Origin of the sequence: Methylobacterium gnaphalii (assembly GCF_007992215.1) — a bacterium.
GTDB classification, from domain to species: Bacteria; Pseudomonadota; Alphaproteobacteria; order Rhizobiales; family Beijerinckiaceae; genus Methylobacterium; species Methylobacterium gnaphalii.
Window position 1 is genome coordinate 121,298 of record NZ_BJZV01000001.1, and the last position, 25,949, is coordinate 147,246.

General features: G+C 67.2%; 27 protein-coding genes. 12 read left to right on the top strand and 15 right to left on the bottom strand.

Translation table 11 applies throughout. The features are described from left to right. Window positions 1–23 precede the first annotated feature (23 nt). From fliQ to flgB, 4 genes are all read right to left on the bottom strand, one after another. Window positions 24–290, bottom strand: coding sequence for a flagellar biosynthesis protein FliQ (fliQ, locus tag MGN01_RS00485; RefSeq protein WP_147044608.1), 267 nt, complete (start codon window positions 288–290; stop codon window positions 24–26). A 65-nt stretch (window positions 291–355) separates the two neighbouring features. Continuing rightward, a complete protein-coding gene (fliE, locus tag MGN01_RS00490; protein WP_147044609.1) occupies window positions 356–670 on the bottom strand; it encodes a flagellar hook-basal body complex protein FliE in 315 nt (104 codons plus the stop codon). A 5-nt stretch (window positions 671–675) separates the two neighbouring features. Beyond that, window positions 676–1,086, bottom strand: a complete 411-nt coding sequence (gene flgC, locus MGN01_RS00495) for a flagellar basal body rod protein FlgC (RefSeq protein ID WP_147044610.1) — start codon at window positions 1,084–1,086, stop codon at window positions 676–678. Window positions 1,087–1,107: 21 nt separating this feature from the next. Next, a complete protein-coding gene (flgB, locus tag MGN01_RS00500) occupies window positions 1,108–1,530 on the bottom strand; it encodes a flagellar basal body rod protein FlgB (protein ID WP_147044611.1) in 423 nt (140 codons plus the stop codon). Window positions 1,531–1,835: 305 nt separating this feature from the next. Between flgB and MGN01_RS00505 the strand changes: the two genes are divergently transcribed. Both MGN01_RS00505 and fliP read left to right on the top strand, forming a co-directional pair. After that, window positions 1,836–3,044 carry a hypothetical protein gene (locus MGN01_RS00505; protein WP_147044612.1) on the top strand — a complete coding sequence of 403 codons (1,209 nt, stop codon included), beginning with the start codon at window positions 1,836–1,838 and terminating at the stop codon, window positions 3,042–3,044. Window positions 3,045–3,121: 77 nt separating this feature from the next. Continuing rightward, window positions 3,122–3,865 (top strand): flagellar type III secretion system pore protein FliP, encoded by a 744-nt coding sequence (gene fliP / locus MGN01_RS00510; protein WP_147044613.1) that lies wholly within the window; start codon window positions 3,122–3,124, stop codon window positions 3,863–3,865. Here fliP and MGN01_RS00515 read toward each other — a convergent pair. Continuing rightward, window positions 3,862–4,941, bottom strand: coding sequence for an NAD(P)H-dependent flavin oxidoreductase (locus tag MGN01_RS00515; RefSeq protein ID WP_147044614.1), 1,080 nt, complete (start codon window positions 4,939–4,941; stop codon window positions 3,862–3,864). The genes fliP and MGN01_RS00515 overlap by 4 nt on opposite strands. Window positions 4,942–5,045: 104 nt before the next feature. Between MGN01_RS00515 and MGN01_RS00520 the strand changes: the two genes are divergently transcribed. After that, window positions 5,046–5,453 (top strand): DoxX family protein, encoded by a 408-nt coding sequence (locus tag MGN01_RS00520; protein ID WP_147044615.1) that lies wholly within the window; start codon window positions 5,046–5,048, stop codon window positions 5,451–5,453. A gap of 3 nt (window positions 5,454–5,456) precedes the next feature. Here the strand turns inward: MGN01_RS00520 and MGN01_RS00525 are convergent, their stop codons facing one another. Together MGN01_RS00525 and MGN01_RS00530 are read right to left on the bottom strand one after the other, a co-directional pair. Next, window positions 5,457–5,888 carry an anthrone oxygenase family protein gene (locus MGN01_RS00525; protein WP_147044616.1) on the bottom strand — a complete coding sequence of 144 codons (432 nt, stop codon included), beginning with the start codon at window positions 5,886–5,888 and terminating at the stop codon, window positions 5,457–5,459. A 146-nt stretch (window positions 5,889–6,034) separates the two neighbouring features. Next, window positions 6,035–7,351, bottom strand: coding sequence for an OmpP1/FadL family transporter (locus MGN01_RS00530; RefSeq protein ID WP_147044617.1), 1,317 nt, complete (start codon window positions 7,349–7,351; stop codon window positions 6,035–6,037). Between the two features lie 395 nt (window positions 7,352–7,746). Between MGN01_RS00530 and MGN01_RS00535 the strand changes: the two genes are divergently transcribed. Then, window positions 7,747–8,631: a fumarylacetoacetate hydrolase family protein gene (locus MGN01_RS00535; protein WP_147044618.1), complete on the top strand. Its 885-nt coding sequence runs from the start codon at window positions 7,747–7,749 to the stop codon at window positions 8,629–8,631. Between the two features lie 24 nt (window positions 8,632–8,655). Here the strand turns inward: MGN01_RS00535 and MGN01_RS00540 are convergent, their stop codons facing one another. After that, a complete protein-coding gene (locus MGN01_RS00540; protein WP_147044619.1) occupies window positions 8,656–9,273 on the bottom strand; it encodes an FMN-dependent NADH-azoreductase in 618 nt (205 codons plus the stop codon). Window positions 9,274–9,366: 93 nt separating this feature from the next. Here MGN01_RS00540 and MGN01_RS00545 point away from each other — a divergent pair, with 93 nt between their 5' ends. Both MGN01_RS00545 and MGN01_RS00550 read left to right on the top strand, forming a co-directional pair. Then, window positions 9,367–9,735: a winged helix-turn-helix transcriptional regulator gene (locus MGN01_RS00545; protein WP_147044620.1), complete on the top strand. Its 369-nt coding sequence runs from the start codon at window positions 9,367–9,369 to the stop codon at window positions 9,733–9,735. 242 nt (window positions 9,736–9,977) lie between these two features. Then, window positions 9,978–10,127, top strand: coding sequence for a hypothetical protein (locus MGN01_RS00550; protein WP_238257683.1), 150 nt, complete (start codon window positions 9,978–9,980; stop codon window positions 10,125–10,127). A gap of 124 nt (window positions 10,128–10,251) precedes the next feature. On the opposite strand, the gene MGN01_RS00555 is transcribed toward MGN01_RS00550, so the two are convergent. Then, window positions 10,252–11,037 carry a 3-hydroxybutyrate dehydrogenase gene (locus MGN01_RS00555; protein ID WP_147044622.1) on the bottom strand — a complete coding sequence of 262 codons (786 nt, stop codon included), beginning with the start codon at window positions 11,035–11,037 and terminating at the stop codon, window positions 10,252–10,254. 29 nt (window positions 11,038–11,066) lie between these two features. On the opposite strand from MGN01_RS00555, the gene MGN01_RS23375 reads away from it, so the two are divergent. The 3 genes from MGN01_RS23375 to MGN01_RS00565 all read left to right on the top strand — a co-directional run bounded on the left by MGN01_RS23375 (window position 11,067) and on the right by MGN01_RS00565 (window position 14,157). Continuing rightward, complete coding sequence (locus MGN01_RS23375; protein ID WP_170245818.1) at window positions 11,067–11,222, top strand: hypothetical protein; 156 nt, start codon at window positions 11,067–11,069, stop codon at window positions 11,220–11,222. A gap of 204 nt (window positions 11,223–11,426) precedes the next feature. Continuing rightward, complete coding sequence (locus MGN01_RS00560) at window positions 11,427–12,386, top strand: acetyl-CoA carboxylase carboxyltransferase subunit alpha (RefSeq protein WP_147044623.1); 960 nt, start codon at window positions 11,427–11,429, stop codon at window positions 12,384–12,386. Window positions 12,387–12,654: 268 nt separating this feature from the next. Further along, a complete protein-coding gene (locus MGN01_RS00565) occupies window positions 12,655–14,157 on the top strand; it encodes a L,D-transpeptidase family protein (protein WP_147044624.1) in 1,503 nt (500 codons plus the stop codon). Between the two features lie 64 nt (window positions 14,158–14,221). Here MGN01_RS00565 and MGN01_RS00570 read toward each other — a convergent pair whose 3' ends face one another. Further along, window positions 14,222–14,416 (bottom strand): hypothetical protein, encoded by a 195-nt coding sequence (locus tag MGN01_RS00570; protein ID WP_147044625.1) that lies wholly within the window; start codon window positions 14,414–14,416, stop codon window positions 14,222–14,224. Between the two features lie 264 nt (window positions 14,417–14,680). Here MGN01_RS00570 and MGN01_RS00575 point away from each other — a divergent pair, with 264 nt between their 5' ends. Continuing rightward, window positions 14,681–14,914, top strand: a complete 234-nt coding sequence (locus MGN01_RS00575; RefSeq protein WP_147044626.1) for a DUF6894 family protein — start codon at window positions 14,681–14,683, stop codon at window positions 14,912–14,914. Window positions 14,915–15,216: 302 nt separating this feature from the next. On the opposite strand, the gene MGN01_RS00580 is transcribed toward MGN01_RS00575, so the two are convergent. The 3 genes from MGN01_RS00580 to MGN01_RS00590 form a co-directional block, all read right to left on the bottom strand. Then, window positions 15,217–15,468 carry a hypothetical protein gene (locus MGN01_RS00580; protein ID WP_147044627.1) on the bottom strand — a complete coding sequence of 84 codons (252 nt, stop codon included), beginning with the start codon at window positions 15,466–15,468 and terminating at the stop codon, window positions 15,217–15,219. 184 nt (window positions 15,469–15,652) lie between these two features. Next, window positions 15,653–16,369: a PhoH family protein gene (locus MGN01_RS00585; protein ID WP_147044628.1), complete on the bottom strand. Its 717-nt coding sequence runs from the start codon at window positions 16,367–16,369 to the stop codon at window positions 15,653–15,655. Window positions 16,370–16,818: 449 nt separating this feature from the next. Further along, window positions 16,819–19,191: an ATP-dependent helicase gene (locus MGN01_RS00590; RefSeq protein WP_147044629.1), complete on the bottom strand. Its 2,373-nt coding sequence runs from the start codon at window positions 19,189–19,191 to the stop codon at window positions 16,819–16,821. A gap of 125 nt (window positions 19,192–19,316) precedes the next feature. On the opposite strand from MGN01_RS00590, the gene MGN01_RS00595 reads away from it, so the two are divergent. Continuing rightward, window positions 19,317–19,583 (top strand): hypothetical protein, encoded by a 267-nt coding sequence (locus MGN01_RS00595; RefSeq protein ID WP_147044630.1) that lies wholly within the window; start codon window positions 19,317–19,319, stop codon window positions 19,581–19,583. Window positions 19,584–19,719: 136 nt separating this feature from the next. Next, window positions 19,720–23,361, top strand: a complete 3,642-nt coding sequence (locus tag MGN01_RS00600; RefSeq protein WP_147044631.1) for an AsmA family protein — start codon at window positions 19,720–19,722, stop codon at window positions 23,359–23,361. Between the two features lie 11 nt (window positions 23,362–23,372). Here the strand turns inward: MGN01_RS00600 and MGN01_RS00605 are convergent, their stop codons facing one another. Continuing rightward, the gene (locus tag MGN01_RS00605) at window positions 23,373–23,639 is read right to left on the bottom strand and encodes a hypothetical protein (protein ID WP_147044632.1); all 267 of its coding nucleotides are present in this window, start codon (window positions 23,637–23,639) and stop codon (window positions 23,373–23,375) included. A 107-nt stretch (window positions 23,640–23,746) separates the two neighbouring features. Further along, complete coding sequence (locus tag MGN01_RS00610; protein WP_147044633.1) at window positions 23,747–25,912, bottom strand: S9 family peptidase; 2,166 nt, start codon at window positions 25,910–25,912, stop codon at window positions 23,747–23,749. Window positions 25,913–25,949: the final 37 nt, after the last annotated feature.

The window sequence follows — 25,949 nt, forward strand, 5'->3', positions numbered from 1 at the left end:
GCCCGTCATAGCAGAACGCTCCCTCAGCCGCCCGAGGCGATGCGCTCGGCGATGCGGGTCATGTAGCCGCCCAGCGCGTCGCCCATGAACGGCAGCATCAGGAGCAGCGTGCCGAACACCGCGACGATCTTCGGCACGTAGATCAGGGTCTGCTCCTGGATCTGGGTGAGCGCCTGGAACAGCGAGACCGCGAGGCCGACGATCAGCGCGACGATCATCAGAGGACCCGCCACCTTGAGGAAGGTGAAGATCCCGTCGCGGGCGATGTCGAGGATGGCGAGGCCGGTCATTTTTCGGGGTTTTCTCGCGGTGAAGCTTTGTCCCTCCCTGGAGCGCGGGGAGGGATCGAGAGCCGCTAGATCGGCATCTTCATGATGTCTTCGTAAGCCGAGATCACGCGGTCGCGCACGGCAACGAGGGTCTGCAGGGCAGTCTCGCTCTCGGCGACCGCGGTGACGACGTCGATGACGTTGGCCTTGCCGCTCGCCGCCGACAGGGTCTGCGCGTCGGCCTTGGCGCCGGTCTGCGCCACCGAGTCGAGCGCCTGGGTGAGCAGCGAGCCGAAGCCGTTGCCGGCTCCCGAGGTCTGCAGGGGCTTCGGAGCCGCGCTCGGGCGGCCGATCGACTGGGCCGCAGCGTAGGCGCCGGCGGCGAAAGAGGAGGTGGCCATGACGGTCAGGCCTTCAGGATCTCGAGGGTCTTGGAAATCATTCGCCGGGTGGCGGTGACCATGTTGAGGTTGGCCTCGTAGGAGCGCTGGGCCTCGCGCATGTCCATGTTCTCGATCAGCCCGTTGACGTTGGGCAGCGAGATCTCGCCCCGCTCGTTGGCCGCCGGGTTGCCGGGATCGTACTTGGTGCGGAACGGCGCCTGGTCGCGCCGGACCCGGCCGGTATCGACGATCGTCGCGCCGAGCTCGCTATCGAAGCGGCTGGTGAGGGTCGGGATCTTGCGGCGATAGGGCTCGCCGCCGGCAGTCTTGGCCGCGGAATCCGCGTTGGCGATGTTCTCGGCGATGATCCGCATGCGGCCGGACTGGGCCTTGAGCCCCGAGGCGGCGATGCCGAGTGATTTGAGAAAGTCCATGGCAGGCTCCGCTCAAGGGTCTCAGCGCTTGCCGACGGCGATCTTCAGAGCGTCGAGGCTCTTCTGATAGAGCGAGGCGACCATCTGGTAGTCGCTCTGGTTCTCGCCGGCCTTCATCATCTCCTCTTCGAGGTTGACGCCGTTGCCGCTCGGGCGGACCTCGAACCCCTTGAAGCGCTTGGGATCCGCGTTCGGGCCATCGGCCGAGGCAAGGCCGATATGGCCGGCATTGGTGCGGGCGAGGCCGTCGCCGCCGACGACCGAGGCCTGCGGAGCGGCCAGGCCGCTCGGGCCAGAGCCCCTGTTGATCTCGGCGAGATCGCGCGGGCGGAAATGCGGCATGTCGGCATTGGCGACGTTCTCGGCGAGCAGCCCCTGGCGGGCCTGATGCCATTGCATCTTGTTGCGCAGCATCCCGAGGATGGGCAGATCGGTGAGCGACATGGCGCGGCGCGTCTCCTCGCCTCAGCCGCGAGCGGGATGCTCGGCAACGTTTGCCGAGTGACGCGCTCCGGGTGGGCAAAAACTGCCGCGTCCATGGTTAACAGGCCGTTAAGTCGCCCAGCCTCAGCGTAAACAGACCGGTCTCCGGCGGAGCATCTGCCGCTACGGACTGAGGAATCTCCGATCCGCGTTCGAAGCTGTTAACGAAGTTTTCACCTTTGTTGCCCGCTGCCGGGCCGAACGCGATAATCTCAGCCGGCGTCGCAGGCCCGGCCGGCTGGCCCGGACAACGAGAGTGTCCCGTCTTGCCAGAGTTCTTCAGTTCAGACGGACCCTACTACTTGCAGTTCCTGGTCATCTTCCTCGTCATCCTCATCCTGCTGATGGGGGCCGTGCTGCTGTTCCGGCGCATCGCGGGCCGGGGAGTATCGATGGCCACGCGCACGACGCACCGGTCGCGCCAGCCGCGGCTCGGCATCGTCGACATCTACGAGCTCGACCGGCAGCGCCAGCTCATCCTGCTGCGCCGGGACAACGTGGAGCACCTGCTGCTCGTTGGCGGCCCCAACGATGTCGTGGTCGAGCGCAACGTGATCCGGGGCGCCGGCGCTCGCCTGCCGGCCGACACCGTGCTGCGTCCCGAGCCGGCCTCCGACATGTTGCCGGAGCAGGGCCGGGCGGATGAGGGGCCCTCGCTCGGCGCGCCGCCCTTCGAGATGCCGCTGGTGGTGCCGCCGCCGAAACCGGGTACGAACGGGCACGAGCCGGCGTCCACGGGCCGCGCGCCGCCGCTCGATCCTGCCTTGTTCGAGCCGGAGGTGCCTCCAGCGGACCGGCCCGCCGCCGAACCGATGAAGCCGCGGATCGGCATGTCTCAGGTCGGCCGCATCCTGCGCCGCGCGACGCCGTCCTTCGCGGATCTCCGCTCGGACGAAGCCCCGGAGCGCAGCCGGGCCGAACCGTCGGCCGAGTCCGGCGACGCACCGCTCTTCGTCCCGCCATCCCTGATGTCGTCCGGCTCGCCGCGGCCGCTCGACCCGGCCGCCCTGTCGGACATGGCGCGTCAGCTCGAGACGGCCCTGCGCCGGCAATCCTCGGCCGTCACCCCGCCACCTGGTTCTCCTCAGTCGCCGGCCGAGCCGGAGGAGCCTGCAGCGGCTCCCCCGCCGCCTCCGCCCGCACCGACACATCCGGCTCCCGAGCCGGTCATTGCCCAGGCCACCGCTCGGCCGAACCCGTCCTTCATGCTGGGACGCGCCAACCCAGTGCCGCAGACCGCTCCGCCGGCGCCTCCTCCGCCCACCCCCGAACCGGCGGCTGCGCCAAAGCTCGATACCGTCGCGGCGGCGATGGCCACGCCGCTTCCGGCTGCGCCGCCTGTCGAAGAGCCTGCTCCGCCGGCAACGCCCGAGACGAAGCCCGCTCAGCCGGGAGGTGGCTCCCCCTTCACCGTCGAGGAGATCGAGACGGAGTTCGCCCGGCTGCTCGGCCGGCCCCTCGACCGCAAGACCTGACCGGCCTGCAGATCGTCGACGAGCGTGGCCGCGCGTCGCTTGTGCGCGGCGTCCTCGCGACGCAGGTTGCCCGCGCGATGCGACCCTCGAACAGAGCCCTCATCCCCAGCCTCATCGGCCTCGCGCTCATCTCCTTGAGCGCCGGTGCCGCGCATGCGCAGAGCGTGAGCGTCGATCTCGGGACCGGCGGCGTCACCGAACGCGCCCTGCAACTCGTCGCGCTGATCACCGTCCTGGCGCTGGCGCCCTCCGTGCTGGTGATGGCGACCTCGTTCACGCGGATTGTGGTGGTGCTCTCGATCCTGCGCTCGGCGCTCGGCACGCAGACTGCGCCGCCGAATGCCGTGATCGTCAGCCTCGCCCTGTTCCTCACCGCCTTCGTCATGGCGCCGGTGGGCAAGGAGGCCTACCGCAACGGCATCGAGCCGCTGGTGGCCGGCCAGATCACGCAGGCCGTCGCCTTCGAGCGCGCCTCGGCGCCGTTCAAGACCTTCATGCTCAAGAACGTGCGCGAGAAGGATCTCAAGCTGTTCCTCGACATGGCGAAGGTGCCGGTTCCCGCCGGTCCCGAGGCGGTGGGACTGGAGGTGGTGACGCCCGCCTTCATGATCTCCGAGCTGCGCCGCGCCTTCGAGATCGGCTTCCTGCTCTTCATCCCCTTCCTCATCATCGACCTGGTGGTGGCCTCGATCCTGATGGCGGTGGGCATGATGATGGTACCACCGGCCACCGTGGCCCTGCCGTTCAAGCTGATCTTCTTCGTGCTTGTCGACGGCTGGACGCTGGTGGCCGGCTCGCTGGTGCAGAGCTACGGCGGTTAGCGACCGCCGATTTCCGACAGGCGCCGCGCGCCTTCCTTGGCGAGGAGTCGGGTCAGTTCGGCGGCGCCGAGATCACGGGCGAGCGGGGCGGCCTGTCCCGACCAGAGCGGCGAGAAGCTACCCTCATTGCGAGCCTCCGCCGACGCCCGCAGGGGCTGCAGCGCGACGGCGGCGTTCGGGAAGGCGGGGGCGTCGGCCGAGAGCGGACCGAGTTCGCGCATCGCCCGGTTCAGCAGGCCGCGCGCCGGACGGCCGGTGAAGACGTTGGTCACGGCCGTGTCTTCGTCGCGGGCGGCGCGTAAAGCCTCCAGATGGGGCGCGGAGATGCCGGCTTCGGGGCAGCGCAGATAGGCGGTCCCGATCTGCACGGCCGATGCCCCCAGCGCGAAGGCCGCCGCGATGCCGCGCCCGTCCGCGATGCCGCCGGCGGCGATGACCGGGACGCGCACGGCGTCGACAACCTGCGGCAGCAGGGCGAAGAGGCCGGGATGCGCGGCGAGCTCGCCGGGAAGGAAGATGCCGCGGTGTCCGCCGGCCTCGGCACCCTGCGCGATCACCGCATCGACGCCGCGCTCGGCAAGCCAACGGGCCTCCGCAACCGTCGTCGCTGAGGCGAAAACCAGGCTGCCGGCGGCGCGCACGCGGGCGAGCAGCGCCTTATACGGCAGGCCGAAATGGAAGCTGACCACCTTCGGCCGCAGTTCCTCGACGAGCGCGCACGCCGTCGCGTCGAACGGCGCGCGCTTGGCCATGGGGGCCGAGCTGGCTGGGTCGATGCCGTGCTCGCGATAATAGGGTTCGAGCCGCGCGAGCCAGCGCGCCTCTGCCGCCTCGTCCTCGGGGGGCGCGACATGGCAGAAGAAGTTGAGATTGAGCGGCCGATCCGTATTTTCGCGGATCGAGGCCACGACCGTGCGGATCTGGTCGGCCGGCCAGGCGGCGCAACCGAGCGAACCGAGACCACCGGCGCCGCTGACGCTCGCTGCCAAAGCCGGCTTGGGGCCGATCATCGGCGCCTGGATGATCGGGTAGTCGATCCCGACGAGATCGAGGATGCGGCGATCGGGCCAATGCATGATGGTGGCTCCCGGGATGACACGGCGTCGATCGATTGCCGTTTCGCCCAGGTTGACATAGGTCGAGTCGAGGGGCCCACCCATGTCTTCGGAGCGTATGTCGAATGGATGTCAGGGCGATCACCGTAACCTGGGCCCCGCGGATGCTCAGCATCCTGCGGATCGTCGCCGCCCTGGTCTTCATGGCTCACGGCACGCAGAAGATCCTCGGCTTTCCGGCGAGCAGCATGAACCCGGCGATGTTCTCGCTGCCGTGGATCGCGGGCGTTCTCGAACTCGTCGGCGGCGCGCTCCTCGTGATCGGGCTGTTCAGCCGGCCCGTGGCCTTCATCCTCTCCGGCGAGATGGCGGTGGCTTATTTTCTCGCTCACGCGCCGAAGAGCTTCTTCCCTGCGCTCAACGGGGGTGACGCTGCGATCCTGTTCTGCTTCGTCTTCCTCTACATCGCCGTCGCCGGCCCCGGCCCGCTCAGCGTCGATGCGCAGCGGCGGCGCGGCACCGACGCCTACTGATGCTCACGCCAGTGCAGCCGTCGCATAGGCCATAGCCGCCGCGATCCCGAGGGCGGTGCGGATCGCGTGCAGCGCCCCCCAGCGCAGGATCAGCGCGCGGGTTTCGGGCCCCGCCTCGGCCGGGTCGGTTGCCATCAGCCGCTTGTTGACCGGCATGATCAGCCGGAAGGTCACGGGCAGGTTGGCGAGCATCAGCAGCGCTCCGGCGATCCAGCCAAGCCTGTCCTGTTGGATCCAAGCTGCGAAGCCGAGACAGAAGCTGAGGACGACGAGCGAGGCCTGCATCACCGTCGCCCGCTTGTAGGACGGCTTCCACTGGCTCAGCATCGCGCGGTCGTCGAGGACGAGCCGGGCCGGCTGCTCGACAGCGCCGACGTAGAAGGCGGCCCCCGTGAACAGGGCGGCGGTGAGGAAGGCCATCTGGCCGACGATCATGCGGGGCTCCTGCGCGGCGTCGACGGCCCGACACTGCGAGCGCGACAGGCTGATCGCTTCGCGATGGTATTCCCAGACACGAATGAAAAAGGCCCCGAAGTTTTCCTCGGGGCCTTACGCTGTTTGTCGATGTCGAGAGTTTGCGGTCAGAACTTGCGGACGATCGGTGCCGGCATCGGTGCGGGCGGTGCGCCGAACGTGTAGCGGAAGCCGACGGAGACGATGTCGGCGCTCGCATCGACCAGGCCGGCAAAGGCGATACCGAAGTTGTCGTAGTTGAAGCCGGGGCCGCCATTGACCCTGCTCCTGTTGAGGAACAGGTGAGTGTAGGCCGCATTCAAGGTCAGGTTCTCACTCCAGCGATACCCAGCGCCGACCGAGAGACCGTAGCGGTCGTTGTCCGGAAGGCGCACGGAGCGGTTCCGGGTGTCGACCGGCGACTCCTCGTACGAGAAGCCGGCACGGACCGTGAAGGCGGGCGACCAGTCGTACTCGGCACCGATCGAGTAGGTGTAGCCGTCCTTGAAGTTCAGCGGCAGGATGGTCGCGACGCCGCCGGTGATCTGCGAGATCACCGGGATGGTGCCGACCCGAGACCAGTTGTCCCATTCGAAGCCGAGATTGATGCGCATCACCGGGCTGATCGCCTGGGTCAGGCCGACGCTGAGCTTCTCGGGTGTGTTGAGTTTCGCCTTGACCGGGCCGCTGCCGGGCAGCACCGGCAGGACTAGCGAGCCGTCGATGTCGTGGTGAACCGACGAGCGGTAGCCGACGCCGAGCACGGTGCCGCTCCACGGCGTGATGGTGGCGCCTGCGGTGAAGCCGACACCCCAGGAATCGCCCTTCAGGGCAGTGCTTGGTGCATTCGAAGGAAGCACGCCGAGAGCCGGGATCGCCGGGATCGCCGAGCGCAGCGTGAGACGGAAATATTCGATATTCGGTCCTGCGGCGACCGAGAGCCAGTCATTGACCTTGTAGGCAATCACCGGATTGAAGGCGAGGCTGAAGATCCGCGAGGAACGGCCGAGCGTTTCGCCGGCCCAGACCTTGCGCGGATTCGTGACGAGCCCGAACGGCGCGCCGGTCTGCAAGCCGATCCAGAGCCTGTCGTTGAGCTGGTAGGAGGTGGCGCCGGCTGGAGCAACGGCGTCGACGCCGATATCGCCCGATCCGCCGAGAGGCAGGTAGCTGGGGTTCGTCGCCCCCGCGATCGGCTTAATGTCAGCGTGCAGGCCGATATAGGTGAGGTTCTGCTCCGAGACCCAGCTCGGCCGCATCGTGATGACGGCGGGGTTCCAGAACATCGACGAGACACCGCCGGAGCCCGACGCGGCGCCCGCGAAGGACTGGCCCTGCGCTTCGGCGCTCTGCTCGCGCAGACCGAATGCGCCCGCCTGCGCACCCGTGGTGAGGCTGAGAGCCGAAACGCCCGCTAAAGCGAGCAAACCAATCCTGCCGATCATGACTACGTCCCCAAGCCGCTTCAGTGGTGCTCGTATCCCTGGTCGCTTCTCGACCGGGCTGGCACCTTGCCGGCAACGATGCCGGTTTGTTCAAAACTTTACAATCCTGTCGACAGCTTAGGGCCGGCAAGTATTAATTCTTCGTTAACTATACGAAAGCGCTGCGTATCCTTGTTTAGCTGTTGCTGGCAGAACGTTTGCAGATTTGGTTCATATGTAAACTTCACGCGATATTGTGCAGGCCGCCGGCCGCAAAAACGGGCTCCACGCACTTTGATTCCGGCCTGTGGTGCTTCCGCCACGCCGATGTGGCCCAGCTGCCACGCCCGGCCGTGCTTGCACCGCCAAGGGGCCCCGGCCATGGTCATCCGGAAGCGAACAGGTGAGGAAGTGCGATGAAGTTGATCCGTCACGGGGCTGCCGGCGAGGAGAAGCCCGGCCTCGTCGATTCGGGTGGGACGTTGCGCGACCTTTCGGGCTCGGTGCGGGACATCGCCGGACCGTGCCTGTCGCGTCAGGCTCTCGACCGGTTGCGCATGATCGATCCGCAGACGTTGCCAGTGGTGCCAGCGGGCACCCGGCTCGGCCCCTGCGTCGGTGGCACGCGCAACATCGTGGCAATCGGCCTGAACTTCTCCGACCACGCCGCCGAGACCGGCGCGGCGATCCCATCCGAGCCGATCCTGTTCAACAAGGCGCCGTCCTGCCTGTCCGGGCCGAACGATCCGGTCATTCTGCCAAAGGGTTCGGCCAAGACGGATTGGGAGATCGAACTCGCCGTGGTGATCGGTGCGCGGGCAAGCTACGTCCACGCCAACGAGGCGCTCGACTACGTAGCCGGCGCTTGCATCATGAACGACGTATCCGAGCGCGAATTCCAGATGGAGCGCGGCGGTACCTGGACCAAGGGCAAGGGCTGCCCGACCTTCGGGCCGCTGGGGCCATGGCTGGTCACCCTCGACGAGATCCCGGATCTCAACAACCTATCGATGAGCCTCGACGTCAACAGCCGGCGCATGCAGACCGGCTCGACCGCGACCATGATCTTCGACGTGGCCCAGCTCGTCGCCTACGTCTCGCACTTCATGATGCTGGAGCCCGGCGACATCATCACCACGGGCACGCCGCCGGGCGTCGGCCTGGGCATGAAGCCGCCGCGCTATCTCAAGTCCGGTGATGAGATGGTGCTGCGCATCGACGGCCTGGGCGAGCAGCACCAGACCGTCATCGCCTTCGACGACTGGACCGCGAAGGTGGCTGCGGGCGAGCCGACGAACTGAGACGGCTCTCCGCGTCGCCCTTCCTCAGGCGGCGATTTGATCGATGGCGTCGCGGGCGGTGGCCAATCCCTTGGCTTTATTGGGCTCGCCTGTCGCCAAACCTTCGGCGAGGACGAATTCGGGATCTGTGATCCCGATGAAGCCGAGCACGGTGCGCAGGTAGCTCTCGGCATGCTCGGCCGATGCGCGAGCCGCCTCGGTGCCGAACAACGTGCCGCGGGTCAACGCCACGATCACACGCTTGCCGCTTGCGAGACCTTCCGCTCCACTTTCACCGTAGCGGAAGGTCTTGCCCGGCACCACGATGCGATCGATCCAGGCCTTAAGCTGGGAGGGGATCGAGAAATTATAGACCGGGACGCCGATCACGACGGTATCGGCTGCAAGGAATTCCTCGAGGATCCGGTCGCTCGTCGCACGCGTGGCCTGCGCAGCGCCTTCGAGGGGGCCGGCCGCGGCCGAGAGCGGATGAGCGGACGGCAGGGTCGCCGGCAGGAGATGCGGCAGGTCGTCGATGGCAAGATCGCGATAGATGACCTCGGCCTGGCCGCCCTTCGTCAGGCGGGCCACGACGAGGGCCGAGAGCTCTCGCGACACCGAGCCGGCGCCGAGGATGCTGCTGTCGATGTGGAGGAGTTTCATATCGGTACCTGGTTCTCTTTGGTGACCGATATCTGATATGAACCCCGTCAGCTACGCAAGAACGCACATCAATGATACCGAGGTTACACGGATGTGACTGAGCCTGTTGTCCATCGATCCGATGAGTGCCTGAAGATCTCGCAAGTCCTTTCCCGGATCGGCGACAAGTGGAGTGTGCTCGTCATCATGTCGCTGCGGCACCGATCGCTGAGATTCAGCGAACTCAAAAGAGGGATCGATGGCATCTCGCAGCGGATGTTGACGCTGACGCTGCGCAACCTCGAACGAGACGGCCTCGTCACGCGAACCGTGACGCCGTCGATCCCGCCGCGGGTGGATTACGAACTCACGGCGATGGGCCATTCGCTGGCTGAGCCGGTCGAGGCCCTCGGGACCTGGGCGTTTCAACACATCGACCGGATCGCCGGCGCTCAAGCCCGCTACGATGCCGGCGAGCCGTAGACACCGCGAAGTCGATGCGCTGAGTTCATGTGCTCGTGGCCTCGCGGCGGTTTGGATGTTGTGAGGGAATGGTTGCGTGCGCGACCGCACGACGCAATCGCGTTTCGAGGTGCATATCAGGGTCACTGAAGCAGACACGGCCCCCGAACAAAGCCGGAGACCGCGCCTTTTAAGAGGACTCCGTGATGAACACTCGTATTGTTGCAGCTGCCGCAGCTTTCGCGCTGACCTTAAGCGCCCCCATGACTGCATTCGCTCAGGACCGTCATGATCATTCGCAGCCGGCCTGGCAGGAGCGCGCGATCGACAGCTCCGCCAAGGGCGGCAACGCCTCCCAGCCGGAGCGCGAGTTCCCGCAATACGGGACGACGGCAGGTGGTCCGGCCGCCTGAGCCGGTCAAGACGGTTGACGTTGAAGCAGCGGCGGGGTGAAAGCCCCGCTGCTTTCTTATGCGCAGGAACGACAACGGCTCGCGATCGGATTGCGCGCCTTTGCCGAAACTCATCTCTGCACGCTTACTGAGCCGTCCAGCCGCCATCGATCGGGATGTTGGCGCCGGTGATCTGGCTCGCCGCATCCGAGCACAGGAAGACGGCGAGCGCCGCAACCTGCTCCACAGTGACGAACTGCTTGGTCGGCTGGGCATGCAGCAGCACATCGTTGATGACCTGCTCCTTGGTCAGGCCGCGGGCCTTCATCGTGTCCGGGATCTGGCTCTCGACGAGAGGGGTCCAGACATAGCCCGGCGAGATGCAGTTCACGGTGATGCCCGATGATGCGGTCTCGAGCGCTGCGGTCTTGGTCAGACCGGCGATGCCATGCTTGGCCGCGACATAGGCCGACTTGAAAGGAGAGGCGACGAGAGAGTGCGCTGAGGCCGTGTTGATGATCCGGCCCCACTTCTTCGCCTTCATCAGAGGGATCGCGTGATGCATGGCGTAGAAGGCCGAAGAGAGGTTGATCGCGATGATTTGCTCCCACTTCTCCGGCGGGAAGTCCTCGATTGGCGAGACGAACTGGATGCCGGCATTGTTGACCAGCACGTCGACGCCGCCGAGTTCGGTCTCGGCGAGCTTGATCACGCTGGCGATGTCCTCGGGCTTCGTCATGTCGGCCGCTGAATAGAGTGCCTTGACGCCGTATCCGCTTTCGATCCCGGCGCGTTCGCGCTCGATGTCCTCGGGCTTGCCGAAGCCGTTGATGACGACATTCGCGCCCTCGGCCGCGAAGCCCTTGGCGATGGCGAGACCGATGCCGCTGGTCGAGCCGGTGACGACGGCTACCTTGGATTTCAGGGTCATGGCGGGCTCCATGTTCAGGCGAGAGAATCGTGCAGCACCTGCCCGACGGGCAGCGTGAAGTCGACGGTCATGTGACGCGCTTCGTCGTAACCGAGCTTTCAGCGAACTCGAAGACAGGCGACACAATTGCTCGCAGCGGGCTTGGTTCTAAAGACTCTCCGGAGGATCCGGTGATGGCCGGATGACGCACCGCACGCAGGGATGTGGGCGACTAGGGGCTACAGCTTCGTCCCTCGGCGGTTGACACCCGGACGCGCTTCGCCAACACCTCGCGCCGTTCCGTGAGGCCGATCGTGGAGCCGGCTCGGAGTTCCGTCTCGGCTCACGCCTGGCGGAGCAGTATCCATCCGGCTTGGGCGCCGGAACCACGAGGGGCTGGCTGGCGACCCATGGCGACGCGTTCCTACCTGGATTTCGAGAAGCCGGTCGCCGAGCTCGAGGCGAAGCTTGAAGAATTGCGAGCGCTTGGTGAGCGCGACGGCGCCGTCTCGATCGCCGACGATATTGGCCGGCTCGAGGGCAAGGCCGCGATCGCGCTGCAGGAGATCTACGCGAACCTGACGCCCTGGCAGAAGACGCAGGTGGCCCGCCACCCGCAGCGTCCTCACTTCGTGGATTACTGCGCAGGGCTGATCCAGGACTTCACGCCGCTCGCGGGTGACCGCACCTTCGGCGAGGACGAGGCCATCGTCGGCGGCTTCGGTCGCTTCAAGGGCCAACCGGTGCTGGTGCTCGGCCAGGAGAAGGGCGCGACCACCGAGGCGCGCCTGCGCCACAATTTCGGCATGGCCCGGCCGGAGGGCTACCGTAAGGCGGTGCGTCTGATGGAGACCGCCGACCGCTTCGGCCTGCCGGTCATCGCCTTCGTCGACACGGCCGGCGCCTTCCCGGGCATCGAGGCGGAGGAGCGTGGCCAGGCCGAGGCCATTGCCCGCTCGACCCAGGCCTGCCTGGCGCTGGGCGTGCCCAATGTCGCGATCGTGATCGGCGAAGGCGGTTCGGGCGGCGCCATCGCGCTCGCCACCGCCAACCACGTGCTGATGCTGGAGCACGCCATCTACGGCGTGATCTCGCCGGAGGGCGCGGCCTCGATCCTGTGGCGCGACCAGGGTCGGGCGCACGACGCGGCCACCGCCATGAAGATCACGGCGCAGGATCTCCTGCGGCTCGGCATCATCGACGGCATCATCCCTGAGGCCACCGGCGGCGCGCATCGCGACCGCGACGCGGCGATTTCCGAGACGGGCGCAGCCATCGCCTCGGCCCTGGCCGCTTTCGACGGGCTTGGCGCGGACGAGATCCGCGATCAGCGCGCCGCGAAATTCCTGGAGATCGGCCGCAAGCTCTGAGGCGCCCTCCCGGCGCAAGTGTTTGCAGAGTCTCCGGCTGCGCGAGTTTTGCACAGGTCGACCGCGAAGACTCGGGAATGCTGTAACGGCCCCGCTTTCGCCCGAAAGCATCTGCAGTGATGCCGGCTCACCACACTGGTCGACCTTTCAGCGCCGGGCCCTCTCAATTCCTTGAGGTAACATCCGGGTAAGTCTAACGGGGCTATTGGGTTGGGGAGTGGCGCCGCTCGGCCGAAAGGTCTGCGGGCGCATGCAAACGGGGTCCCCCATGTCTGTGCGTCCGTTCGCGGTTGCCGGTCTCGTCGCGGTGGCGTTGTCCCTCGGAGCCTGCCAGGACAGCGGCATGCTCGGCGGAGTTTCGACCCGAAGCCTGACACCGATCCCGGCCCAGACCGTTGCACTCATGCAGACCAAAGGCATGAGCCCGTCCGATCCCATCCTCATCCGCGCCTACAAGAAGGAAGCGGAGATGGAGGTCTGGAAACGCAATTCCAGCGGCCAGTACGCCCTTCTCAAGACCTTCCCGATCTGTCGCTGGTCCGGCCAGCTCGGTCCGAAGCTCAAGGAAGGCGACCGTCAGGCCCCCGAGGGTTTCTACACAATCACTCCGGGCCAGATGAACCCGAACTCGGCCTACTACCTGTCCTTCGATGTCGGCTATCCGAACGCGGTCGACCGAGCCAAGGGCGGCACCGGCAAATACATCATGGTGCACGGCACCTGTTCGTCGGCCGGCTGCTTCGCCATGACCGACGCCTCGATGTCCGAGGTCTACGCCATCGCCCGCGACGCCTTCCAGGGCGGTCAGCGCGCCTTTCAGTTCCAGTCCTACCCGTTCCGGATGACGGCCACGAACATGGCCAAGTTCCGCAACGATCCGAACGCGCCGTTCTGGCGGAACCTCAAGGAGGGCTCGGACTATTTCGAGGCCCTGAAGGAGGAGCCCCGTACTGCGGCCTGCGGCACGAAATACGTCTTCGGCGGCTCGGACGTTGCCGCCGGTTCCTGCACGCCGCGAGTCGACCCGCTGGTGGCTGAGAAGCGCGAGAATGATAACCGGCAGATCGCCGAACTCGTCGCAAAGGGCGAGAAGGCCACCCGTGTCGTCTACCAGGACGGCTCGGGCAACCCGGTGTTCCGTCAGCAGCTGCCGCAGAGCAGCTTCGCCGCGCTGACGGAGTCCGACAAGGACAAGGAACTCGCCTACTCGGCTAAGGACTACGCGCGCCACAATCTCGGCGAAGTAAGCCGCCCCGAGAGCCTCGCCGCCGGCCCGCAGGAGATCGAGATCGACGCCAAGGGACGTCCGATCCTCGTCGCGACAGCCTCGCCCGCCGCGCCCGGCCCGACCAAGGCGGCCGCCTCGGCCCTCGCGACGAAAAGTGCCAAGGGCAAGCTCGAGCCCGTCGTGAAGGGACCGACCCTGCTGGCCTCCCAGGATGCGGCAACGGAGACGAAGCCGGCCGCTCCCGCCCGTATCGCAGTGGCCGATGCCGAAGGTGATCCGGCGACTTACAAGAAGCTCCTCGGCAATCTGTTCGGTAAGCCCGAAGCGGCGCCGGCCGCTCCCGCGCCCATCGCGGACGCTGCACCGGCGGATGAGAAGCCTGCCTCGGCAACGCCGTCGACGCGGATCGCCGCACGGCACGCGATGCGTGTCAGGGAGGTCACCGAGACCGCTGCGACCTCGAAGAAGACGGAGGCGCCGAAGCGCCACGCTGACGCAGCCGCGCCTGCCGCCAAGGATGAGAAGCCCCGCGCCAAGAACTGAGGCGAAGGCTACGCCGATCCCTCAGGCTCCTGAGGATCCGCGACCTGTAAGGTGAGCTGCACCGCTAGAGCCGGAGCGGTCCGACCTCCCGAACCGTGACCGTCAGTACGCCGCTGACCGGTCGATCGATCTCCGATCGAAAGGGCTGGACGCGGGGCTCGAAGGCGACATCCCGCGCATGCGGAAGCGACGTGCAGTTGCAGCCCTCGTCGTCGAGGCGCGCTCCACCGTCGTCGACGTCGAAGACGTCGCGCGGCATAGCGTCTGTCGGTTGATGTCCGAGGGACGATCCCGTCGTTGAGATGCAGCACTGGTTTCCAACGACGGCATCTTGTGAAGGCTGCGAATGAATCGGCGCCCGTGACCTACATGTGGCGGCGTCGAAATCGTCACGATAACATCAATCAGACGTCTCGATTTCCCCTGTTCTTGGCAGTTGCTAGCGCAATATGGGTCCGAAACCGGACCGAAACTTAATCCACATCATAGAGCTTGGTCGTGTAGGCCAGAATGGGAGCCGCGCATGCCACGCTTCTTTATCGACATCAGGGCGGGGGACACGATCGCCCGCGATGATGACGGAGCGGACTACCCGCAATTTGGGGACGCCCGGCAGGAGGCACTGTCTACGCTCGCCGACGTATCGAGGGTTCACCTCGGCGATGGCAGCGAGCACGGCTACGTCGCCGCGGTTCGGGATGAGGATGACAAGGTGGTGTTCAAGGCGACGTTGTCACTGACCGTCGATGAGGTCTGATCACGGATCGGCATCGCTGCGAAAGGGGCAGCCGGAGCTTTAGCGTAGACCATCAACCCGTCGCCACGCACCATTCGCCGGCGAGCGAGAGCGCAGCCGAATACACGGTCTACCCGGATTCCCCGCGAACCCCCACGATGAAATCACATCCATCGTCGTCCGGCATCTTGGCGCGCGCCTTTGCGCGACAATCGGGCAGAGATATTTGCAAGTTGTTCGGAAGGAGATTCTCGGGCGTATTCTCCCGAGGTCGTGCGAAACTCCATAAAGAAAGGGGCCCCGAAGGGCCCCGTTTCCGCCGATCACATGCGATGCATGTGGCGCTGCATCATATGACGATGCATCATGCGACGCTCCATGTGACGGCGCATCATCTTGCGCTCCATGTGCCGGCGCATCATGCGGCGCTCCATGCGGTCGTGCATGCCCACCGTCGTGATGGTCTCGGGGGCGGCGACGCCCATCGGGGCTCCCGGAGCGGCCGAGGCCGAGGTCGCGACGGCAGCACCGCCGAGAGAGGCCAACACGGCCACAGCGAAAGTCAGTTTCCTCACGAGAGACTCCAGTTCTCTTTTTGCAAGATGGAGCGACGGGTTCGTTTTTCGGCCGCCCTCGCCCGGAGAACGAACCCTTCGCGGGGACTAAACACCGCGACCCCCGATACAGTTTCATTTCGGATGCACATCGTTCGACCTTTCTCCAGCGCGCGGAGAAAGGTCGACGCGACGGGGTGCCGGTCTAGAGTTTGGCCTCCTCGAAAGCCCGTACCCACTCCGCGCAGGCGCCCGAGCGGACGATGTCGTCCAGAGTGAACTCGACAATCGGGATGTTCATCATCCGGCTCTTCACGAGGTGGATCACCGTGCGCAGGCCCGAGGTCTCGCGCAGATCGGTTTGGGAGACGTCGCCGTTGATGATGACCTGACAATCGTCGCCGATACGCGTCAGGAACATCTTGATCTCGGCTGTGGTGGTGTTCTGCGCCTCGTCGAGGATCACGAGGCAGTTCTTAAAGGTGCGCCCGCGCATCACCTCGAAGGGCACGATCTCGATGTCGCCAGTCTTGAGAGCAATCTCGAAGGCGGCGTCGCCCATTCGCTCTTTCATCGTCTCGGTAAGGGGGGCGACCCAGGGGGCAATCTTTTCGTCGAGGCTGCCCGGGAAGAAGCCAAGGCTGCGGCCGGAGGCGACGTTGGGGCGGGTGATGATGACCTTGGCGATCCGCCGCTGCCTGAGTTGGTCCGCGGCGCGGGTGCCGGCGATGTAGGTCTTTCCGGTGCCGGCAGGTCCTAGGACGATGACCTGTTGGGAGGAAGAGAGAGCGTCGAGGTAGTCGCCTTGTCGTTCTGTGAGCGGTTGTATCGGAGCCAGATGGCGTTCTTCGTCGAAACGGGTGCGATGGAGACGTGGGGTACGATCTTCAACCAGTTCAAGCCGTGCGCGTCGTCTTTTCATCGATCAACACTCCACCTGGACCTTGATGTCCCGAGCCTGGATAGATTTTTCGACTTGTCCGAACTTACACTGTCTAGCTCCTTCTCCGATCTGGTCTGGGCGACCTTGCAAAAGCAAAGCCAATCTGATCACGACAGTTCCCGCTGATCGCGCGAGAGCTGTGGACTACATCCTGACGACAATGGATATCGCAGGGCCGCGCGACGCGCGTGTGACTCGGCGTTGCGTTCGGCAGGTCAGGAAGATGTCGCGCGAGCTTGCGTCCGGCGTGTCGCCCCAGGACGGCAATTGAACGAAGCGCGAGCGACTTTTCTCGGGGGGCAGAAAGGGGAGGCGCCGGATCGGCACCTGAGGTGGATCGGAATGACGGAGCGCCCGTCAGCACCATCGCCCTCGCTCGCCCACATTGGAGCGATACCGGCCGGCCGCGAACGGCTCGGCGGGACGCCTCATCCCGCTTGGACGAAGCTGTCGAGCACCATCTTGCGGCCGGCCTTGTCGAAGTCAACGGTCAGCTTGTTGCCATCGACTCCGGCCACGGTTCCAGGGCCGAACTTCGTGTGGAAGACACGCGCGCCGCCCGTGAAGGCCGAGGCCGAGCCCGTGGATTTCGCCACCAACTCGCCTTCGATCTGGCGCGGACCACCCGAGCGGCCAACGGTGCCGCTGCCGAAGGTGCCTCCGAACTTGTGACCGGTCTGCGCCTGAGCGCGCTGCCAGCCCGGGGTGGCGTAGGAGGAACCGAACGGCGTCGGGTTGCGATCGAAGCGCGAGGCGCCGGCGGAGAAATGCGCCGGGGCGTCGATCACGTCGACGGCGCCCGCCGGCAACTCGTCGATGAAGCGCGAGGGGATGGTCGAGGACCACAGGCCGTGAATCCGGCGATTGACGGCGAAGGAAAGCTTTGCTCGTTTGCGCGCCCGGGTGAGGCCGACATGAGCGAGGCGGCGCTCCTCTTCGAGACCGGCGCGGCCGCTCTCATCCAGCGCCCGTTGGTTCGGAAACAGGCCGTCCTCCCAGCCGGGCAGAAACACGGTATCGAATTCCAGGCCTTTGGCGGCGTGGAGCGTCATCAGCGAGACGCGCTCGGCGCCCTCAGTCTCGGACGCTTCCATCACCAGCGAGACGTGTTCGAGGAAGGCGGCGAGGTCCGGGAATTCCTCCATCGAGCGGACGAATTCCTTGAGGTTCTCCAGCCGGCCGGCGGCGTCGGCCGAACGGTCCTTCTTCCACATGTCGGTGTAGCCGGACTCCTCCAGGATCGTCTGCGCGACCTCGGAATGCGGCTGGTTCTCGACGAGCCGCGCCCATCTCGAAAAACTCTCGACGAGGCCGCGCAGCATGGTGCGGGCGCGCGGCTTCAACTCGTCTGTCTCGATCAGCTTCCGTGACGCGGCGAGCAGCGGGATGCGGTCGGCGCGGGCGAAGGCGTGCAGCGTCTGCAAGGTCGCATCGCCGAGGCCGCGCTTCGGCGTGTTGAAAATGCGCTCGAAGGCGAGATCGTCGGCCGGATTGGCGGTGACACGCAGATAGGCCAGCGCGTCACGGATCTCGGCGCGCTCGTAGAAGCGCGGACCGCCGATCACCCGGTAGGGCAGGCCGAGCTGGACGAAGCGGTCCTCGATCTCGCGCATCTGCGCGGAGATGCGCACCAGCACCGCGATCTCGGAGAGCGAATGTTTCTTGCGCTGGAGGGACTCGATCTCTTCACCGAGGAGCCGTGCCTCCTCCTCGGAGTCCCAGGCTCCGGTGACGGTGACGGGCTCGCCCTGCTCAGCTTCCGTGCGCAGCGTCTTGCCGAGGCGGCTCTCGTTCTTGGCGATGAGGCCAGAGGCGGCGGCGAGGATGTGGCCGGTGGAGCGGTAGTTGCGCTCCAGCCGAACGACGACGGCGCCCGGAAAGTCGTGCTCGAAGCGCAGGATGTTGTCGACTTCGGCGCCGCGCCAGCCGTAGATCGACTGGTCGTCGTCGCCGACGCAGGCGACGTTCTTGCGCTTCTGCGCCAGCAGCCTCAGCCAGAGATACTGCGCGACGTTCGTATCCTGATACTCGTCAACGAGGATGTATCGGAAGCGGTCCTGGTAATTCTCCAGGATGTCCGGATGCTCGCGCCAGAGCTTGAGGCAGAGCAGCAGCAGGTCGCCGAAATCGACGGCGTTCAGCGTCTTCAACCGCTCTTGGTAGGCGGTGTAGAGCGCGCCTCCCTTGCCGAAAGCAAAGGCCTGAGCCTCGCCCGGCGGCACCTGTTCGGGGCCGAGGCCACGGTTCTTCCAGCCGTCGATGGTGTGACCCAGCGAGCGAGCCGGCCAGCGCTTCTCGTCGATGTTCTGGTCGATGATGACCTGCTTCATCAGCCGAAGCTGGTCGTCCGTGCCGAGGATGGTGAAATCCGATCTCAACCCCACTAGCTCGGCGTGGCGGCGCAGGATCTTGGTGCCGATGGCGTGGAAGGTGCCGAGCCAAGGCATGCCTTCGCCGGCCGGCCCGATAAGCCCGCCGATGCGATGTTTCATCTCGCGGGCGGCCTTGTTGGTGAAGGTCACCGAGAGGATGTCGTAAGGTCGCGCCCGGCCGGTCGCGATCAGATGGGCGATCCGCGTTGTGAGGACGCGGGTCTTGCCAGTGCCGGCACCAGCGAGCACCAGGACCGGCCCCTCCGTCGTCTCGACGGCGCGGCGCTGTTCCGGGTTCAAGCCCTTGAGGTAGGACGCCGCCTCTGGCCTCAGCGCCGCCATCGCGCGGGCCGTGATGGAGACGGGGCTGGGGGCCTCGGGCGCGGCGTCGTGCGCGTCCTGGCGCGACTCGTCGGGCTGGTGCTTCATCCGGGCATCCCTGGACCAAAACGCGAACGCCGTCGAGGGCCGGCTGGGAACTCCGGCAACCGCTCGCGCGTCGTTTCTGACGAGCCGGACCTATCCGGCCAAACCCCATCCTCCAAGGAGCCGCCATGCGCGCCCCGTTTTTCGTCCCGTCGCTCGCCCTTTCATGCGCCGTCGTGCTGGGCCTCGCCGGTCCCGCTAACGCACAATTCTCGGGCGGCGTCGGCTCCTCGAACGCCGTCAACCAGTCCTTTCAGCAGCAGAACTCCATGCGCGGCATTCAGCAGCAGCAGACCTTCAACAACAATCAGATGAATGCGCATCGGACCACCGATCGGCTCTACAACAACACCAGCTCCAATCCGGGCGGCTACATCAGACGCCGCCATCGCTGATCTACCGCGCTGACGCGGCGAGAACACAGGCAGGTGGTGCAAGGTCGTGCTAAGCGCCAGGGTAGAGCGCCGGTGGCCTCGGCCCGCGGGTGACTCGTGGTGCCGCCCGCGGGCGGCGTGACCGGAAACACGAGCCGTGCGTGATACCCTGACCGCGCTCGCAGGCGCCGTCATCCTGATCCTGATCGCGGCGCTCGCCGCGCCGCCCTTCCTCGACTGGACGGCGCGACGCCCGCTGATCGACAAGGCGATCAGCGCCTCGCTCGGCCTTCCCGCCCACAGCGATGGTGGGATCGAACTGCGGCTCCTGCCGTCTCCGCGCCTTCGTCTCGATGCACTGCATCTCGGCGAGGGTCTGGACAGGCCGTCGCTCGACCTCTCCTCCGTCAAGGCAGAACTGGCACTCGCGCCCCTGCTCAAGGGCGAGTTCCGTTTCACGGAGACGCGAATCGGCCGTGCCGAGTTGAAGCTTCCGGTGAACGGCAGCGATGCGCTGATGCTCCCCGGCAGCCTCGGCGAGGCCCTCGGCGGCCGCGACCTCGTCATCGAAGACCTGCACATCCAGCAGGCGCTCGTCACTACGCTGATCCCGGCCACCGGCCGCACGGAACAGGTTGCCGTCGAGGCATTGCGGCTCAAGGCGCCCTCACTCGCCGGTCCCTGGCAGATGGAGGGCATCAGTGGCGGCGTGCCGTTCCGCCTCGCCAGCACGAAGATCGGGGGTGACGGCGCCACCGTAAAGATCTCGGGCGGCGGCGAGCGCCAGCCCCGCTTCGAGGCGGATGCGCGCCTCGTCCTGAAGCCCCTCGATCCCTCGGCGCCCGGCGCGCCGGGCGCGATGCGTGCCCTGATCCCGGAAGCTGAAGGCTCGGCGCGCGTCGTGGTCGGTCCGCCGACCAAGGATGCCGGCGCGGTGTTGCCCCTCTCGCTCGCCGGCAAGTTCAAGGCGCGCGGACCCCTGGTGCGCTTCGAGAGCGTCAACGCGGAGATCGATCCGACGGGCCAGGCAGTGCGGCTCGCCGGCACCGGGCAGCTCGACCTGCGAACCTGGCGCGCGGGGCTCAGCCTCGAATCCCGCCGGATCAACCTCGACGGGCTGCTCTACTCCTCGGCAGGCCAGGCCCTGCTGGCACGCCGGCTCTCCGGCGATGCGGCCCTGCCCGTGATGCTCGACCTCGACCTGAAGGCCGAGAGTGTCGCCTTCGGCTTCGAAGACTGGTCGAGTTTCGAGCTCAAGGGCACCCTCGACCGCACCGGCGGCCTGATCCTGCGCCGCTTCACCGGCCTCGCGCCCGGCGCGACCAAGGTCGATGCCTCGGGGGAGTTGGACGTCGCCGCCTCACCCCGCTTCACCGGCCACCTCGCCGTCGACGCGACGAATTCCGAGGGCGTCGGCCGCTACCTGCGCCGGTTTGGGATCGAGGGGCCGGCCCTCGCGCTGCTCGATGGGCGCCCGATCCAGGCGGCGGCCGACGTCACGGCGGCGGCAAACGATCTCTCGCTCAAGGGGCTGCGTCTCTCGCTCGGCGAGGCGCGGCTCTCGGGCGATGCCCATTACACGCGGGGCGACGGCAAGATGCGGGGGCGACTGGAGGCCAATCTCCAGGCGCAGGGCGTCGACATCGCCGAGCTTCCGCCCTTCGGCAGCCTGCTGCCCTCGCTCGACCGGCATGATGTCGGCCTGACCATCCGAGCGCGCAACGTCCGCTACGGGCCCGCTGGCCCCCGCTCGGGCAACGGCACCATCACGGCGAGCATCCAGTCGGATGGAGCGAGCCTCGTAGTTGACCGTCTCGACATCGCCGACCTCGCTGGGGCGAACGCCCGGCTCTCCGGCCGCATTGCCCCAGATGGAGCCGGCCGCGTCGCCGGCCATGTCGGCGCACCCTCCGCCGCGCCGCTGCTGGCGCTGCTCGACCGAGTTTGGATTCCGGAGGCGCGCCTGCTGCCGGCCTTCCTGCGTGAGGGGGCCCTCGACCTTGACGTGAGCCTGGAGCGTGAGGCCGGCGAGGCCGACACCCTGCGCACCACTGCCAAGGGCCGAGCCACCGAGAGCACGGTCGACGGCTCGTTGCTCGCGCGCGGTGGACGCCTCGACAGCCTCGACGCTACCATCACCTCGCCGCGTGCCGGGCACTGGTTCAAGCGCGACGACATCGTGGGCCTGCGCCAGCCCGCGAACCTCACCGTGAAGGCGCGCCGCGATGCGGGCGGTGCGGCCCCGCTGAGCCTCACCGTCGCCGGCACGGTCGCCGGGCTCGACCTGTCCACGGTCAAACCGTTGATGCTCGAACCGGATTCGGGGCTGCCCGATGCAGGCACGCTGCGCGTGGCGACGTCCGATGGCGCTCCCTTCGTGAGCCTTGCGGGCAGCGCAGTGGCGGTGGCGCGTCCATTGCCCGCGGATCTGACCCTGGCCCTGTCGCGCAAGGGCGATGGCCTGCATGTCGAGGCGAGCGGGCGCCTTGCCGAGGCCGACGCCTCGGCGAGCCTCGACCGTGCAGCCGATGGCAGCCTCGCCGGCAAGGCCAGCCTCGGGGCACTCTCGCTGCCGGGACTGGCCGCCGCCCTGGTCCTGCCGACCGATCCGCGGGTGAATGCCAGCGATTCCGCGGGCTGGTCTCAGGCACGATTCGCGCCCGTTCCGGTGCGCCCGCGCGCCGATCTCTCGCTCTCGGTCGGCCGGCTCGGTCTGGGGCGAGAGCTGACCGCCGAAGCTGCCGCGTTCGAACTCTCGCTCGCCGGCGATGCGCTCACGATCAAGAACCTGTCCGGCCGCCTCGCGGGCGGGCAAGTCAGCGGCTCGGCCACGATCGCCCGGCAGGGCGGCGGGGCGAGCGTGTCGGGCGAGGGCGCCTTGTCGGGCGTCTCGATCGAGGCCCTCTCGGGTGTCTCCGCTCAAGCGCCGGCGGCCGGAGGCCCGATCCGCGGAAACCTGTCGCTCGGCCTCCGCTACAGCAGCATCGGCGACAGCGCGGCCGCGCTTGCGGCCAATCTGGGCGGCAGCGGCGAGGCCACGCTCGCCAGCATCACAGTGCCGGCCGCCGATCCCTCGGCGGTCGACCGCGCCCTGACCCGCGCGCTTGCCGAGGACGATCCCCTGCGCGAGGGTCGGCTGTCCGCGATCCTCTCGACCGAGTTCGATGCCGGGGCGCTATCGGCCAAGGGGCCGATCACCACGCCGGTGACGCTCGGGGGCGGCACGCTGCGCAGCGGCCCCATCGACCTCGCCTTCGGCGCGGCGCGCTGGAACGGCGGTTTCACCCTCGATCTGCGCTCGAAGCGCATCGAGGCCCGCGGCACCCTCACCGCGGCCTCCGCGCCAAAGGGCTGGTCCGGAGGCAAGCCGTCGGTTCAGCTCGGCTTCGTTGGTCTGCTGACTGCGCCGCGGCGCGAGATCGAGTCCGGTGCGCTCTCCAACGGTCTCTCAGCCCTGGTGCTGCAGCGGGAACTCGAGAAGATCGAGCAGTTCGAGGCCGATCAGGCCGAGCGCCAGCGCCGCCGCGCCCGCATCGAGATGGACCAGGCCCGCGCTGCCGCTCTCAAGGCCGCAGCGGAGAAGGCGGCGCAGGAGAAAGCAGCGCAGGAGAAGGCTGCCCGAGACAAGGCCGCCGAGGATGCAGCCCGCATCGCCCGGATGCGTGCTCAGCAGGCCGCCGCGGAAGAGCAGGCGCGTCAGGCGCGCGATCGCCAGAACGCGGATGAGGATGCCCGCCGTCTGCACGGCGAGCCTCAAGCCGAGCCACTTGACATCCGGCCGCCGCAGGATGCGCGGTAGCAGCCCCCGGCTCAGACCCCGTCGGCCGTGGCCTGAGCCGGCGCCGTCACGGTCTCAGCGGAGACGGGTAGGGTTTCGACTGCCGGGCTGGGCAACTCGGCCAGGGCCGGCCGTGCCTGCGGGCGCCCGGCATAGACGCGGCGCGTCAGCCATTCTGGCTGCGCAAACACCGCGCAGGCATAGGTGCCCGGATGGGCCTTGCAGGGATCGGCGGGCTCACGATCCGTGGCGTACCGCGTAAGAGCTGCGGCGAAAGTCGCCGCGACGAGCACGGCCACCAGCTTGTCTCGACGTCCGATCCGCAAACCTGTCCCCCCAAGCCACCCCACCGGTCCTGCCTATCGCGCAGGTTTAGGTTAAGGGACGGTGACAGTGTGTCGCGCAATCAGCCGGTTCTAGCCGCTCGTGCCGCGATCAGCGCGAAGGCGTAGATCAAGCCGACCTCTTCGAGCCGGTCGAAACGCCCGGCGGCTCCGCCATGGCCGGCCTCCATGTTGATCTTGAGCAGCACCGGGCCGCCGCCGGTCATGGTGGCGCGCAGGCGCGCGACCCATTTCGCCGGCTCCCAGTACGTCACGCGTGGGTCGGTGAGGCCGCCGAGCGCGAGGATCGCCGGATAGGCCTTGGCCGTGACGTTGTCGTAGGGCGAGTAGGACAGGATGGTCTTACAGGCTTCCTCACTCTCGGCCGGATTGCCCCATTCGGGCCATTCCGGCGGAGTGAGCGGGAGGTCTCCGTCGAGCATGGTGTTGAGCACGTCGACGAAAGGCACGTCGGCGACGATGCCGGCGAACAGTTCCGGCGCGAGATTCGCCACCGCGCCCATCAGCATGCCGCCGGCGCTGCCGCCATGGGCAACGATGCGTTTCTCGGACGTGTAACCGGCTTCGACGAGGGCACGGCCGCAGGCGACGAAATCGGAGAAGGTGTTGGGCTTCTTCTCGCGCTTGCCGTCGAGATACCAGCGCCAGCCCTTCTCGGTGCCGCCGCGGATATGGGCGATGGCATAGACGAAGCCGCGATCGACCAGCGACAGCCGATTGGTGCTGAACGAGGCCGGCATCAGCGTGCCGTAAGACCCGTAGCCGTAGAGCAGCAGTGGCGCGCTGCCGTCGAGCTCCAGGCCCTTCCGATGCAACAGCGAGATCGGCACCTGCTCGCCGTCCAGCGCCGTGGCGAAGAGCCGGCGCGTGACGTAGTCGCCGGCCTCGTGCCCACTCGGCACGACCTGGCGCTTGCGCAGATGGCGGCCCTTGGTGACGCAGTCGTAGTCGTAGGTCTCGGCCGGCGTCGTCATCGAGGAATAGGTGAAGCGGATGCGCGCCGTCTCGAACTCGTAGCCCGAATGCAGGCCAAGCGAGTAGGCCTCCTCCGGGAAGGAGACAGTGTGCTCATTGCCGGCAAGGTCGCGCACGACGATGCGGGGCAGGGCATTCTCGAGTTCGAGACGCACCATGTGGTTCCCGAGCACGTGCAGGTGCCGGATCATCACGCCGGCTCGATAGGGCACCGCATCCTGCCAGTTGGACCGGCCCGGCGAGGCGAGAGCCGTGGTGACGATCTTGAAATCCTCGGCGCCGTCGGCGTTGGTGAGGATCACGAGGTAGTCGGCCCAGTGCTCCACCGAGTAGATCAGCCGGTGCTCGCGCGGTGAGACGGTCAGCAGGGCTGAATCCGGCGCGGCGCGATCGAGGAGATGAACCTCGGCCGTCTCGTGATCGCTCGCGGTGACGGTGAGATATCGGCCCGACTGGGTCCGGCCGATATGCACGAAGAAGCCAGGATCGGCCTCCTCGTAAACCTTGATGTCGTCGGCCTGCCTCGTGCCGAGGCGGTGGCGCATGACCTTGGCTGGCCGGTGGTTCTCGTCGAGGGCGACGTACCAGTAGGAGGTGCCATCAGCGCTCCAGACCGCCTCGCCGGAGGTCGCCTCGACAATGTCGGAGGCGTCCTCGCCGGTGCCCAGGTCGCGCACGCGGATGGTGTAGAGCTCAGAGCCCTTGGTGTCGGCGCCCCAGGCCAGCCTGCGGTGGTCGTCGGAATGGACGGCGGCGGCGATCTCGAAGAAGGGGAGGCCTTCGCCCTCCCGGTCGCCGTCGAGTAGGATCGCCTCGCCCTCCTCGGGGCCGCCGTCGGCGGCTGTCTCCGCGCCCTGTCCAGGCAGCACCACGACGGTGCGCGGCCGGCGGCAGATCAGCGGGTGCTGTCCACCCTCGCGGTGGCGCGTGTAGTAGGCGAAGGGCCCGTCGGGCTCCGGGACGCTGGAATCGTCCTCGCGGATGCGTCCGCGCATCTCGGCGACGAGCGTCTTGCGCAGGGCGCCCGCCTCGGAGAGAGCGGCCTCCGCATAGGTATTCTCTGCATTCAGGTAGTCACGGATGTCGGGGGCGAGCGCTGCCGGGTCCTTGAGCACCTCGCGCCAGTTCTCCGCCTTGAGCCAGGCATAGTCATCCTCGATCCGGCTGCCGTGGATCGTGAAGGCGTGCGGCCGGGCCTCGGCCACCGGAGCCGTGGCAGGAAGCGTGAAGGGAGGGAGCGTTTCGGAGGTCATCGGGCGCGTCCGATTGGGATGAAGGCGGCCACGCCGC